Annotated in this window: 17 protein-coding genes; 6 read left to right on the top strand and 11 right to left on the bottom strand. The window is 43.1% G+C overall.

Annotated elements, in window-relative coordinates; translation table 11 throughout:
- Positions 1-371 precede the first annotated feature (371 nt).
- From steT to spoIISC, 6 genes are all read left to right on the top strand, one after another.
- The gene (gene steT / locus QF06_RS05445; RefSeq protein ID WP_041850924.1) at positions 372-1,688 is read left to right on the top strand and encodes a serine/threonine exchanger; all 1,317 of its coding nucleotides are present in this window, start codon (positions 372-374) and stop codon (positions 1,686-1,688) included.
- A 275-nt stretch (positions 1,689-1,963) separates the two neighbouring features.
- Positions 1,964-2,581 (top strand): DUF47 domain-containing protein, encoded by a 618-nt coding sequence (locus tag QF06_RS05440; RefSeq protein ID WP_003218470.1) that lies wholly within the window; start codon positions 1,964-1,966, stop codon positions 2,579-2,581.
- A 12-nt stretch (positions 2,582-2,593) separates the two neighbouring features.
- Positions 2,594-3,595 (top strand): inorganic phosphate transporter, encoded by a 1,002-nt coding sequence (locus QF06_RS05435; protein WP_003232642.1) that lies wholly within the window; start codon positions 2,594-2,596, stop codon positions 3,593-3,595.
- 109 nt (positions 3,596-3,704) lie between these two features.
- A complete protein-coding gene (gene spoIISA, locus QF06_RS05430) occupies positions 3,705-4,451 on the top strand; it encodes a toxin-antitoxin-antitoxin system toxin SpoIISA (protein ID WP_003244695.1) in 747 nt (248 codons plus the stop codon).
- A complete protein-coding gene (gene spoIISB, locus QF06_RS05425; protein ID WP_003232646.1) occupies positions 4,451-4,621 on the top strand; it encodes a three component toxin-antitoxin-antitoxin system antitoxin SpoIISB in 171 nt (56 codons plus the stop codon). The genes spoIISA and spoIISB overlap by 1 nt, the downstream gene beginning before the upstream one ends.
- A gap of 85 nt (positions 4,622-4,706) precedes the next feature.
- Positions 4,707-4,844: a three component toxin-antitoxin-antitoxin system antitoxin SpoIISC gene (gene spoIISC, locus QF06_RS21735; protein WP_003232648.1), complete on the top strand. Its 138-nt coding sequence runs from the start codon at positions 4,707-4,709 to the stop codon at positions 4,842-4,844.
- A gap of 36 nt (positions 4,845-4,880) precedes the next feature.
- Here the strand turns inward: spoIISC and QF06_RS05420 are convergent, their stop codons facing one another.
- Genes QF06_RS05420 through QF06_RS05370 form a run of 11 tightly spaced genes read right to left on the bottom strand, consistent with a single transcriptional unit; the run spans position 4,881 to position 12,127 of the window.
- Positions 4,881-5,774: an N-acetylmuramoyl-L-alanine amidase gene (locus tag QF06_RS05420; RefSeq protein ID WP_041850925.1), complete on the bottom strand. Its 894-nt coding sequence runs from the start codon at positions 5,772-5,774 to the stop codon at positions 4,881-4,883.
- Between the two features lie 12 nt (positions 5,775-5,786).
- The gene (locus tag QF06_RS05415; RefSeq protein WP_003232653.1) at positions 5,787-6,050 is read right to left on the bottom strand and encodes a phage holin; all 264 of its coding nucleotides are present in this window, start codon (positions 6,048-6,050) and stop codon (positions 5,787-5,789) included.
- 12 nt (positions 6,051-6,062) lie between these two features.
- On the bottom strand, positions 6,063-6,332 hold the full coding sequence (locus tag QF06_RS05410) for a hemolysin XhlA family protein (RefSeq protein ID WP_003232655.1): 270 nt from the start codon (positions 6,330-6,332) through the stop codon (positions 6,063-6,065).
- Between the two features lie 52 nt (positions 6,333-6,384).
- Entirely contained in the window at positions 6,385-7,224 is an 840-nt protein-coding gene (gene xepA, locus QF06_RS05405; protein ID WP_041850926.1) for a phage-like element PBSX protein XepA, read from the bottom strand.
- 43 nt (positions 7,225-7,267) lie between these two features.
- On the bottom strand, positions 7,268-7,432 hold the full coding sequence (locus QF06_RS05400) for an XkdX family protein (RefSeq protein ID WP_041850927.1): 165 nt from the start codon (positions 7,430-7,432) through the stop codon (positions 7,268-7,270).
- On the bottom strand, positions 7,429-7,758 hold the full coding sequence (locus QF06_RS05395; protein ID WP_041850928.1) for an XkdW family protein: 330 nt from the start codon (positions 7,756-7,758) through the stop codon (positions 7,429-7,431). The genes QF06_RS05400 and QF06_RS05395 overlap by 4 nt, the downstream gene beginning before the upstream one ends.
- A gap of 13 nt (positions 7,759-7,771) precedes the next feature.
- Positions 7,772-9,829, bottom strand: a complete 2,058-nt coding sequence (locus tag QF06_RS05390) for a hypothetical protein (protein ID WP_041850929.1) — start codon at positions 9,827-9,829, stop codon at positions 7,772-7,774.
- 2 nt (positions 9,830-9,831) lie between these two features.
- Positions 9,832-10,104 carry a hypothetical protein gene (locus QF06_RS05385; RefSeq protein WP_041850930.1) on the bottom strand — a complete coding sequence of 91 codons (273 nt, stop codon included), beginning with the start codon at positions 10,102-10,104 and terminating at the stop codon, positions 9,832-9,834.
- Positions 10,101-10,679 carry a YmfQ family protein gene (locus QF06_RS05380; RefSeq protein WP_015483131.1) on the bottom strand — a complete coding sequence of 193 codons (579 nt, stop codon included), beginning with the start codon at positions 10,677-10,679 and terminating at the stop codon, positions 10,101-10,103. The genes QF06_RS05385 and QF06_RS05380 overlap by 4 nt, the downstream gene beginning before the upstream one ends.
- Entirely contained in the window at positions 10,663-11,709 is a 1,047-nt protein-coding gene (locus QF06_RS05375) for a baseplate J/gp47 family protein (RefSeq protein WP_041850931.1), read from the bottom strand. Before QF06_RS05375 ends, QF06_RS05380 begins: the two co-directional genes overlap by 17 nt.
- Entirely contained in the window at positions 11,702-12,127 is a 426-nt protein-coding gene (locus QF06_RS05370) for a DUF2634 domain-containing protein (RefSeq protein WP_021479466.1), read from the bottom strand. Before QF06_RS05370 ends, QF06_RS05375 begins: the two co-directional genes overlap by 8 nt.
- Positions 12,128-12,136 lie beyond the last annotated feature (9 nt).

Below are 12,136 nucleotides of genomic sequence, written 5' to 3'. Positions count from 1 at the left end.
TTATTTTATCTCGATTTCGAGATATCATATCATAATTGTATATTTATTGTTCTAATAACAAAGTATTTTATTCGCATGAGAAAGTCAACATATCAGCTTCACCGAAGGTTCGTTCATTTTCTGAATTCTCATCTCCCCTCTGTACCGGCTAAAATCCAAAACATAAAACACGAACTTTACAAATTAAAATCATGAAGTTTATTCGTTTATAGATCGTTAAAACAGGTGTTTCCACAGTTTTATCTGCTGTACACAAAGCAAATTTCGAAAATCAGAAAATTTATTTTATTTCACTTTTCTAAAATAGGGTTTACAATATGAAAAAATAGATTCTTCAACATGAAGCTTCAACATCATAGGAGGTTAAGGACATGCATACTGAAGACAACGGTTTGAAAAAAGAGATAGGCCTCTTGTTTGCCCTTACTCTTGTCATCGGAACCATTATCGGTTCTGGTGTTTTTATGAAGCCCGGCGCTGTGCTTGCTTATTCAGGTGATTCAAAAACGGCGCTTTTCGCCTGGCTGTTAGGCGGTATTTTAACACTGGCGGGCGGTTTGACAATCGCGGAAATCGGAACGCAGATTCCAAAAACCGGCGGGCTTTATACGTACCTTGAAGAAGTGTACGGCGAGTTTTGGGGATTTTTGTGCGGCTGGGTGCAGATTATCATTTACGGTCCGGCGATTATCGGCGCGCTGGGTTTATATTTTGGATCTTTAATGGCGAATCTTTTCGGCTGGGGATCTGGACTATCAAAAGTCATTGGAATCATAGCAGTTCTCTTTTTATGCGTCATTAATATTATTGGTACAAAATATGGCGGTTTTGTCCAAACGCTGACAACGATCGGAAAACTGATTCCGATTGCCTGCATCATCATCTTTGGCCTTTGGAAAGGCGATCAGCACATCTTCACAGCAGTAAACGAAAGCATTTCCGATATGAACTTCGGGGCGGCTATTTTAGCTACGTTGTTTGCTTATGACGGATGGATTCTCCTTGCCGCTCTCGGCGGAGAAATGAAAAATCCCGAAAAGCTGCTTCCACGCGCTATGACGGGCGGATTATTAATTGTAACGGCGATCTATATTTTCATTAATTTTGCATTGCTTCACATCCTGTCAGCGAACGAAATTGTCACGCTTGGTGAAAATGCGACAAGCACCGCTGCAACCATGCTGTTCGGTTCAATTGGCGGAAAGCTGATCAGTGTAGGGATTATCGTCAGCATCTTTGGGTGCTTAAATGGAAAGGTGCTTTCTTTCCCGCGTGTTTCATTTGCAATGGCGGAACGCAAACAGCTTCCATTTGCTGAAAAACTGTCACATGTACACCCGTCGTTCCGCACACCATGGATTGCGATTTCTTTTCAAATTGCTTTGGCTTTGATTATGATGCTGATCAGCAACCCTGATAAGCTCTCAGAAATCTCCATTTTCATGATCTACATTTTTTATGTGATGGCCTTTTTTGCAGTGTTTATTCTCCGTAAGCGAGCAAAGGGAGAAAAGCGCGCCTACAGTGTTCCGCTTTATCCATTTATGCCAATTCTGGCAATCGCGGGCTCCTTCTTTGTGTTAGGCAGCACACTCATTACAGATACAATGAGCTGCGGATTATCCATCCTCATCGGCCTTGCCGGACTGCCTGTCTATTACGGGATGAAAAAACGAAAAGCAAGCTGATAAAACGGTTCCCTTGTTTAGGGAACCGTTTTTTGGTGAAACAGAAGATAAAAGTTGACAGGAAAAACACAACTTTTGATATACTTTTTACGTTAAGCAGAAAGTTTTTGCAAACTTGGGTCGTTTTTTTAAAGCGAAGTAGGTCAAAATAAGGAGACACGATTTATCAAAAAAGTCAAGATACGTTTTTTTCGACTTTACCTGTTTTTTTTCGACAAAAGGCTATATAATAATTTGATGTGTGCATTGTTCATTCAAACTATGGAGGGTTTTTAATGATAAGAAGAAAAAAAGATAAGTTCTCACTCCTTTTAACAGAAATTGCAAAGAACATAGACGAAACTGCAGAATATTTTGTGAATTTTAAGGTCACTAACCAAACGACTCTTAAAGAATTTGCAGATACGTTAAAGGAATATGAAACAAAAGGTGACAATCATGTTCATGTCATGATTAAAGAGCTTAACAAAGCGTTCATCACTCCTATTGAGCGCGAAGATATCCTTCAGCTGACAAACAGCTTGGATGATGTGCTTGACGGAATCGAACATTTCTCTGCCATGATGGAGATTTTCTCAATTACTTCATCAGACGAGCATATTGATAAATTCAGCGGATATATCAGAGAATGCGCGAAAGAGATTTTGATTACGATCGAGCTGCTGGCAGAAAATCGCTTAAAGGATATTCAGCCTCACGCAATCAAAATTAAAGAGTATGAGCACAGTTGTGACAACTTGCACAGAAAATCATTAAAGAATCTTTTCGGAAATGAAACAGATCCAATCAAAGTCATTCAATATCGTGAAATATACGAAACGCTTGAAGAAATCGCCGACTCTTGTCAAAGTGTTGCCAATAATCTTGAAACCATCATTATGAAAAACGCGTAACGAGGGGTAAAAATGGATATTCTATTAATATTAACGATACTAATAGTCATTTGTGCTCTGGCGTTTGATTTCATCAACGGGTTTCATGATACGGCAAACGCAATTGCGACTTCGGTATCAACAAAAGCGTTAAAACCACGCCATGCCATTATATTGGCTGCTGTGATGAACTTTGTCGGAGCAATGACGTTTACAGGTGTTGCCAAAACCATTACGAAAGACATCGTAGATCCTTATACGCTGGAAAATGGCTCTGTTGTCATTTTGGCTGCGCTACTCGCTGCAATTGCCTGGAACCTTATCACATGGTACTACGGTATCCCAAGCAGCTCATCCCATGCCATCATCGGCGCTATTGCCGGTGCAGCCATTGCGGCAGCCGGATTTGCAGCGTTAAACTATAAGGGCTTCATTAAAATCATTGAAGCACTGATTCTATCACCAATTATTGCCTTTGTCCTTGGTTTTATTCTTTATAGCATCGTTAAGCTGATTTTCAAAGACAGCAACTTGGCGAAAACGAATAAGCAATTCCGCAGAGTGCAGATTGTAACAGCTGCCCTGCAATCGTATACACACGGAACAAACGATGCGCAAAAAGCAATGGGAATTATCACAATGGCTCTCATCACAGCGAATTTACATACTTCTGCTAATGATATTCCTACCTGGGTGCAATTCGCCTGCGCGACAGCCATGGGTCTCGGAACATCAATCGGCGGCTGGAAAATCATCAAAACCGTTGGCGGAAAGATCATGAAAATCCGCCCGGTAAACGGTGTTTCCGCTGACTTAACCGGAGCAGCCATTATTTTCGGCGCCACATTTATTCATTTGCCGGTCAGTACAACCCACGTCATTTCTTCATCAATTCTTGGCGTCGGTGCGTCACACCGGGTAAAAGGCGTAAACTGGGGTACGGCCAAGCGAATGCTCATTACATGGGTCATCACGCTTCCGATTTCAGCGACACTTGGTGCCATCGCCTACTTTATTTTAAATATGATATTTTAATGTCACACCGCTTCTGTCAAAGGAGCGGTTTTTTTGATGGAACAGGAAAACCATCCGGATCTCTCGAATACAATAAGCAGAACCTATTTCAGATGTGAGGGATTCGAATATGGTTTTATTCTTTCAGATCATGGTCTGGTGCATCGTGGCCGGACTGGGGTTATACGTGTATGCCACGTGGCGTTTCGAAGCGAAGGTCAAAGAAAAAATGTCCGCCATCCGGAAAACTTGGTATTTGCTGTTTGTTCTGGGTGCTATGGTATACTGGACATATGAGCCCACTTCCCTATTTACCCACTGGGAACGGTATCTCATTGTCGCAGTCAGTTTTGCTTTGATTGATGCTTTTATCTTCTTAAGTGCATACGTCAAAAAACTGGCCGGCAGCGAGCTTGAAACAGACACAAGAGAAATTCTTGAAGAAAACAACGAAATGCTCCACATGTATCTCAATCGGCTGAAAACATACCAATACCTATTGAAAAACGAACCGATCCATGTTTATTATGGAAGTATAGATGCTTATGCTGAAGGTATTGATAAGCTGCTGAAAACCTATGCTGATAAAATGAACTTAACGGCTTCTCTTTGCCACTATTCGACACAGGCTGATAAAGACCGGTTAACCGAGCATATGGATGATCCGGCAGATGTACAAACACGGCTCGATCGAAAGGATGTTTATTACGACCAATACGGAAAAGTGGTTCTCATCCCTTTTACCATCGAGACACAGAACTATGTCATCAAGCTGACGTCTGACAGCATTGTCACGGAATTTGATTATTTGCTATTTACGTCATTAACGAGCATATATGATTTGGTGCTGCCAATTGAGGAGGAAGGTGAAGGATAATGGAACGTGCGTTTCAAAACAGATGCGAGCCCAGAGCGGCGAAGCCGTTTAAAATCCTGAAAAAACGTTCAACCACCAGTGTCGCAAGCTATCAAGTCAGTCCGCATACAGCAAGAATCTTCAAAGAAAACGAACGGCTGATTGACGAGTATAAACGAAAAAAAGCATGATCACACTAAAAGGACAAGGGAAAACAGCTCTTGTCCTTATTCCTTTTCTTAAAGGGTGACATATAATAAATACAAACAGAGGATAATGTCAGGTGATACAGTGAAAAAATTGGTGAGGCGTGTGAAGTTTGTTGATTACGGAAGGTTTGGGCTTTCCGGGTACTCGCTTCGGGTGAGGGAGCGCAGTGCTGGAATTATTAAAAAGTTGAAGAAGAAAAAATAAATCCCGGAGCGGCTCCGGGATTTTTATGGTCTTTGATCAGCTTAATTGCGCTGCGATCTTCGCTTTCGTCGGAGGCCCGTAGATACCGTCAGCAGTTAAACCGTTAACAGACTGAAAACGGGCAACTGCGTCAGCTGTTTTCGGTCCGTAAACGCCGTCAATTCCGTTGTTAACAGCGCCTTTATCAGGGTAAAAATACAGAGCCGCAAGTGCTCGTTGCACCTGAAAGACGTGTTCTCCTGAGGTATAAGGTGTTGTCAATTGAATGATACCATCAGGGAGTGGATAGAGCTCGGGTTCTTCAGCGGACGATGGAGCACTTACAATTAATACTTGACCAACGCGAATAAGATTCGGGTCTTCGATATTGTTCCACTCTTGCAGCTGAGCAACCGTAACACCAAATGCTCTCGCTATGGATGTAAGTGTGTCGCCCTGTTTCACGACGTAAGTTTGGCTGCCGCCTCCCCCAATTCCTGCTTTGAACGAATCCCACGTATCTAATAATTTTCGCGGACATTCCTTCCCTGACCAATACTTATGAGGGACGACATTGGCGAGACTGATATTATGTTCAGCCATTAATGTTTTGATGAGCCACTGGGCATTTGCTGTTGCTTTTGCAAAATCTCCATCAGCATTTTCGCAAATTTCAATTCCGATAGAAGCCCGGTTGCCGCTGCCATTTCCGTCTCCCGCATGCCAGCCGTTTTCATTTAAAGGCAGATGCTGATAAATTTCTGTATCATCAACTGTAAAATGCCAGCTTGTCGTCGTATCAGGATTTTTCAAATAGCGGGCATGGGCCGCAGCATCCGCTCCTACTGCAGTATTCGCTGTATTGTGCACCGTAATGTAAAGCGGCGTCATTGCGTAGCCTGGACGGTTATTTGCGCCAACCGGAATAAAGTCTTGAATAATGTTAACCATTTTCATCTCTCCTTATTTCGTCAGATTATTGTCCCTTAACAAGTCGCGCTGTTTTTTCCCTTTTTCTGTTACATAGTTGTTTTTAAACCAAGCGGCAAGTGTCGTTCCAATTGTAAATGCGATGGAACCGGCTGAATAAAGAGCGTCAGCGAGCTGATTGACCTGCTCCTCCTGAATGTCCAATGGTGATTTGCCGAGCATCAGCATGGTCTGGTTGATTAAAGCAATTAAAAGAAGCACCGTCCTGATGACCGTGCCCTTGTCAAACGTGTTCATAAAAATCCCCCTTTAATGCTGCAGCAGGCTGTACATAATGGCGATGGCTCCGCCAATGATGCCTGTAGACACTGCTGTAATGATGGCACCTGTGATGGTGCGTTTAATCCACGTGGTGTTTTCTTCAATTTTGTTTAATTTTTCGTTCAGCGTCATGATTTGCTGGTCTTGCCGGTCAGACACGCGTTCTAATGCGGAAACCCTCTGCTCAAGTGCTTTGTGCTCGCCTTTCATGTCTGCTAAATCCTGCTGAAACACATTCACGTCTGCCTCTTGCTGCATCTCTCACTCCTCCTTCACATGCAGATCACCTCCCTTCCGAGGGCCGAGACTATTATGAAACCGCGGTCCCTTTTACCGAAAGAGTACCGCCGGTGATACTGATAATCTCCATGATGATCTCCTTAAACCCTTTAATATCAAAGGCCCATGCCTCAGCTTTTCCTAATGTACTGGAGGCAGTGGTAGCATCATCAGTTTTCACGCCTCTGATCGGCAGTTTCTGTCCTGACACCGATTTGCCCCAAAATTTGACTTCGCTCATTTCTGCTGTGCCGTAGACTTCAACGAGTAAATGCGCGGCACCGTCAACAGGTAAAGCAGCCCCCTCGCCGGCGGACTCTGCATTTTCATGAAAGACAAAGTCAAATGTTTTGCGAGCCTCGACTTTCAGCCGTCCATCGTGTGTTTGATTCTCCGCAAAGTCAATCTGTAAAGGCGTTTTTTCATTGACACGCACATCCATCTCACCCGCACCGACTGATTGGTATAATACAAACTCAGATTGCTGAAGATTCCCGTTCACATAGCGGAAACGGTAATAGCGTTTAGAAAGATATACCCAGTCCGTCGCTGTCAGGACGCCTGCTGCGACATTAACTGCTGCTGTCGTTGTCCAAACATTGTTGTTGTCGCTTTCTTCTATAAAGAGCGTACCTTCACGATCTGCATACGCCCAGCCCTTCACTTTCGAAATCAGAACTGCGCCAAGCCTGTCCTGCCCGAGCTGACTGTATGCCTCAGTCGCCTTTAAAGCAGCATTTGTTAAAATCTCCGCTACGCCTGACAAATTCGAAACAGGTGTCACAAAATCATTTTTTCCTCCTCGATAGGGCTTTACAGCGCCGGCTTTTCCAGCCTTATCGAGAGGAAATTCATATTGATACTTCACCATCTTCATCCTCCTTTGATCTAAAAACAGGCAAAATAAAAAAGCCTTACATGGCTTTACCGGTAATTTCTTTATACTGGTCAGCTGTGATCAGCTTTTTGTTCACACCCTCTGCCAGCTCCTCAATTGAACAGTCTTTATATGCTAATGCTTGTTTTACCATATCTGCTGTCGCCCACTCATAATAAAGGGCTAGCACCCAATAATTCATTCGGCAAGATCTCCTTTCAAGGAAAGTAATGATAGCTTTATATCTGACAACTCGCTTCCCAAAGTTTTGTTCAGCTCTTCAAGCTGCTTGCGTGCCAGCTTTTCTTGTGACAATTCTTGAGCGAGAAGCTCCACCTGCTCAGGCGGCTCGTACGGCGGATTTTTTTGCAGCTCTTCCCACCAGGTTTCGAGTTCTTTTTGTGTTGGGATGGGCGAGCGCAGATTCCATTCAGCTATATAAGACCCTTCCCCGTCATTCTGAACGATAAAATCTCTTGTTGGGTCTGCACTGGGGTATTTAAACATGATTGCTTCTGCGATCATCATTTTGCCTCCTATCTTATACTGTAGGATAGTTAAGTCCTCCAAGTTCTTGGACGTCTATATAGTTGTATAGCTCGTTAAAATCGGATACACCTCTTCTATCATCACCGCTATAATTGCAATAACAATAGATCTCTATATAGTCACCTTTGTTCATAGGAACGGTTACATTACCATTTAATCCAAGGTACATTTCATTTTGCTTATCAACAAAGTCCCCTCTCTTATGGTCAATTGGTTTATACAATGATCCATTTAGATAGAGTTTCAGATGAAAATTGATGTAAGCCGGTGTATTTATCATATACAGCCCAACTCCCACTAAAAACATTCCATCATTAGGGGCAACGAATCTACTATTATTTGTGTCAAAAGCATTATGACTATCTTTTATTTTGCGTTTAAACTGAATTTTTGTATGGTTAGCTTTATTTAAATATTGTATGCTGTTAGCCCGAATATTGGCATGTGCGAATCCAGAAATTTTATGCCAGGCTGTCCAGCCTGAATCTGCCCACCAATGGCGAATCCAAGAACCTGTGTTGGCAAAGTAGGAGCTAGATTCATTTCCAGTTCCATAAAAATACTGAGTAAATCTATAATTACTGTGTTTTTCATTTTTTACAATACCATAGGTAAGAGGGTATCCTGTTGTATTATTTGCTCCTATATCCATAAAAGTCAGCCCAGCTGGATACTCATTGCCGCTTGTTCTAGCGTCTTGAATTGCATTGGATCCTGTAAGAACTGTTAATTTATTATTCGTATAATTAGAGTCAACATAGTTTTTAGCATCAGCTAAGGCTTTATCTGCTTTACTTTGTGAACCTTCCGATGTTTCCAATATATACCAATTGGTATAATCAGTACCATTAACTGCTACCCTTGTATAAAGTGTTTTCGTAGAGATGCTAAACCAATCTTGACGTGTAGCCCATTTATTTGCAGAGGGGTAGATAATTAATAAACCTGTTCTGTTATCATTTAATGGAAATTGATTTTGCAAAACTGGATTTGCATTCATGTAATTAGTGTCTAAACGATAAGTGCCAGGCGGAAGATTTAAATCATTTGCATCGGTTATTGAATTTAATGGTCTAGTAATAAAGGCCGTGCTGTTAGTATAATCTTTTGATTGGTTTAAAGCAGTATCAGCTTTTTTTTGCGCACCATCAGGTGTCTCCTGCTTAACATTCTCAACATTTCCGAGACCCACTTGTTGTTTAGTAACTGAATGAGGATTAGTTTTATCATTTTCATGAAGATCTAATTCTGTTTGAACTCTATCTATAAAATCTGTTGTTGCAATTTGTTTCCATCCTCTAAATTCTCCATCAGTGTGAACCATTCCAATCCACATCATGCTTCCCCAACTTTGGTAAGCTACTATTGTTTTCCTTCCTGAACCGCCTTCTACAATATCGTAGTTATACCAAGTTGCATCGCCTTCCACCGGGTTGTTTACAACTGACTGACCAACTGCACAATAAAACCCAGAAGATAATGTAAGAATATCCGTACCGTCTTGGAGTTGTATTCTTTTACCATCGTCTCCAGTAAGTTTAATTAGTTGGGCAGCATTCCATTTGTTTTTTTCCCCTTCAGATACATGAACTTTAGTATTGCTTAAATGAGCATCAAAATCTGCTTGTGAGGCTTGTTTCACATTTTCGACATTCCCAAGTCCAACTTGTGCTTTTGTTACTTGGTTAGGATTATCTCTTCGTGCAGCAAAACTATCTGTATAGGCTTTTGCGTTGGCTTCGGCTTGATCTGCCTTATTTTGAGCTTCACCTGGAGTTTCTTTTGCGTTCCAGTTTTCACGCTCTGTCGATGTAACATGCCGCACCTGATCTTGCTCATGCTTGTCAAAATCCTTCTTAGCCGCCTGCTGCACATTATCCACGTTCCCCAGCCCGATTTGCGCCTTCGTTGTGTTGTGGGGGTTGTTCATGTCGTTTTTGTGGGCGGCCAGGTCGGTGTGGGCGTCTTTTATTCCTTTTTCCCAGCGGTTGACGTCATCTTCGTTGATGGGGTCGTCCGGAAGCCAGTCTGTTTTTTCTTCGTATGCCATGTTTACACCACCTCAAAAGTAAATCTGAAATCAAGTGTTCTGTTTTCGCTGACGTCCAGGTCAGTCTTTCTCTCTGTGATCACATTGCCCAGCTCGTCAAAAATTTGTACTGTCTCAATATGCTTAATGTCTTCCTCACGTTTTGTCAGGACGGTGACGGTCGCACCGTCAATGGCGAGCTCTATTATTTCTGTTTTTTGGCCGTTGAGCAGCACGTGATCGATTCTGCTTTTTAGATCAGCCGCTGTGCGTTCTCTGTATATAGTTGAAATCAAGTTAAGACCACCTCATTGTTGTTAAGAGTGACAGAATAACCGACCTTGAGCTCACTGGCCGTTCGGTATCTGCGGTGATTCAGGATGACTGTATCTTTGATTTGCAGCGTCTCATTCAATCCGCCTCTGAGCGTATACGCCAAATGAGCGGGCTTCATATTTTCTATGGCTTCAATCAGCTCATTCATGTGCTGGAGGTCATCAACATTGATATCCACGTTAAAGCGGTATTCACCGGGAAGCAGGCGGACCTGTGCAGACGGGTTTTTCAAGAAACGGTTTACCGCCTGCTCAATGGCCCTATATGTGATTGGCGGGATGTTCGACATTTTGGAAATGAGCCGCAATCGTCTGATCTCATCTGTGTCGCCTGATTCCCGAGGCACATTTAAAATCTTTTCCCAGCGGCTGAGCCCCCATGTCGCCGTCGGTACGAATAACTGATCCGTCAGATCAAATATGCTGTCATTTTGTTTATCAAACTCAGGCGCTTCCGCTTTCAGCAGCTCAGCCATTTCTTTAAGGCTGGTGAGAAACGGCGGCAGATACGCTGTCATGTCATCTTGTTTGCTCAATAATCTTCACCTGCCCAAGCTTAGGAATTTCCACGTCGCTCAGCACCAGATTTTCAGACGTGCCGTTGATTTGAATATTGGAGTAATCACTGACTGACGGTGAATTATAGACGATATTGTTAATTTGAGAAAGGCGGATAACGTTGTCTTCAAACGCCATTTTCTTAAAGAGATTTAAAACGCCTTCCTCAATTTCTGACTTCACTTCATCAATTGAGTGATTGATCTCAGGCAGCACTTCGGCAGAAATCTCAACTTCTTTCCAGACCGCGCTCTCCACTGTGACAACGGCTCCGATTGGCGCCTGTCCCTCTCCCTGCCCAGGTTCAGGGTCGATATAATCTTTCACTTTTTGAATTAAAATAGGAGAAGCGGGCTCAAGATTCGCATTGGTGACGACAATTTTGACCGTGCCTTCACCGTTCCAAAGCGGGAAGATCTTTGCCTTTCCCACACCGTCCACTTCCTCAGCCCACTCTTTATAATGCATTTTATTGGCACTGACGGCCTCACGCCGAACCCTTGTAAAATACCGTTCTCGCAAGCTGTCATCTCCCTCTTCCTCGCGCCCCGGAATCAGGATTTCTTTGACAATGGCCGTTTCTAAACCGGGAATGGTATCCAATGACAGTAAATTGCGTCCGGTCAGATTGGCGTTTCCCGCTTCACCAGGTGTTTCACAGATGAGCGTCCCGTCTGCCGTATATTGAAAATAAAGATTATCCACGTAAAAGCGGGAGCCGACAGGAATAGTAACTCCAGATGTAAACTCTCCCGCTCTGACCGCCTTTGTCGCGGCTGTCCGTTCAATTCCCGCTTCCGCTGCACGCCTGTCTAAAAATTCGCCTTGTGCGGTATCAGAAAAAACTAGCTCAAGCACAGTATCCAGCCATATATAAGACTTCGCAAGCTCGGCCGCCGCCGGGGCTAACGCATTATAAATGACGCTGCCTTCTCTTGTGTCAATATCTGCGGAAATGCTGTTCAGCATTCGCTCCATAATATTTTCAAAGGTCTGATCTTCAAACATGTTCGCCAATCACCTCCTCAATCTCAAGCGTCCCTTCATCCGTCTCCACCACAAAGGACACATGAAACGCATCGCCTTGTTTTTCTATCTCAAAGTCTGTTACAGCCGATATCCGGTCATCATAAACCAGCGCCTCTTCTATCAGCCTCGGAATCTCCATCTTTTTATAGGCATCAGTCGTCTCATGATCTGTCAGCACGTCCTGAAGCTCATTTCCGACATTATGGCTGTATATGGAATACGCATAGCGTTCTGTCTGTAAGGCGATATACACGAACTGCCTGATCGCTTCAAGCCCGGTAATCAGCTCATTCGTAATTCTTCCGTTTTCAAAATCTATTTTGTACGTTTGCGAGGTTTCAATGATTTCGCTCTCATCTTCAATATCTTCAAACTCCACTTCTGGTGTCAGGGCCATGATGCCCAC

Origin of the sequence: Bacillus sp. YP1 (genome assembly GCF_000877815.1) — a bacterium.
Taxonomy (GTDB): domain Bacteria; phylum Bacillota; class Bacilli; order Bacillales; family Bacillaceae; genus Bacillus; species Bacillus subtilis.
Note: the sequence above shows the minus strand (reverse complement) of the source record. Positions and strands in the feature narration are given on the sequence as shown.

Bases quoted from the DNA above. Each gene is read 5' to 3' on its own strand.
- QF06_RS05395 (WP_041850928.1), bottom strand. From the start codon at position 7,758: ATGATGATCGCAGAAGCAATCATGTTTAAATACCCCAGTGCAGACCCA.
- xepA (WP_041850926.1), bottom strand. From the start codon at position 7,224: ATGGTGAAGTATCAATATGAATTTCCTCTCGATAAGGCTGGAAAAGCC.
- QF06_RS05370 (WP_021479466.1), bottom strand. From the start codon at position 12,127: ATGGCCCTGACACCAGAAGTGGAGTTTGAAGATATTGAAGATGAGAGC.
- spoIISA (WP_003244695.1), top strand. From the start codon at position 3,705: ATGGTTTTATTCTTTCAGATCATGGTCTGGTGCATCGTGGCCGGACTG.
- QF06_RS05415 (WP_003232653.1), bottom strand. From the start codon at position 6,050: ATGAACACGTTTGACAAGGGCACGGTCATCAGGACGGTGCTTCTTTTA.
- spoIISB (WP_003232646.1), top strand. From the start codon at position 4,451: ATGGAACGTGCGTTTCAAAACAGATGCGAGCCCAGAGCGGCGAAGCCG.
- QF06_RS05440 (WP_003218470.1), top strand. From the start codon at position 1,964: ATGATAAGAAGAAAAAAAGATAAGTTCTCACTCCTTTTAACAGAAATT.
- QF06_RS05435 (WP_003232642.1), top strand. From the start codon at position 2,594: ATGGATATTCTATTAATATTAACGATACTAATAGTCATTTGTGCTCTG.
- spoIISC (WP_003232648.1), top strand. From the start codon at position 4,707: ATGTCAGGTGATACAGTGAAAAAATTGGTGAGGCGTGTGAAGTTTGTT.
- QF06_RS05375 (WP_041850931.1), bottom strand. From the start codon at position 11,709: ATGTTTGAAGATCAGACCTTTGAAAATATTATGGAGCGAATGCTGAAC.
- steT (WP_041850924.1), top strand. From the start codon at position 372: ATGCATACTGAAGACAACGGTTTGAAAAAAGAGATAGGCCTCTTGTTT.
- QF06_RS05400 (WP_041850927.1), bottom strand. From the start codon at position 7,432: ATGAATTATTGGGTGCTAGCCCTTTATTATGAGTGGGCGACAGCAGAT.
- QF06_RS05410 (WP_003232655.1), bottom strand. From the start codon at position 6,332: ATGCAGCAAGAGGCAGACGTGAATGTGTTTCAGCAGGATTTAGCAGAC.
- QF06_RS05420 (WP_041850925.1), bottom strand. From the start codon at position 5,774: ATGGTTAACATTATTCAAGACTTTATTCCGGTTGGCGCAAATAACCGT.
- QF06_RS05390 (WP_041850929.1), bottom strand. From the start codon at position 9,829: ATGGCATACGAAGAAAAAACAGACTGGCTTCCGGACGACCCCATCAAC.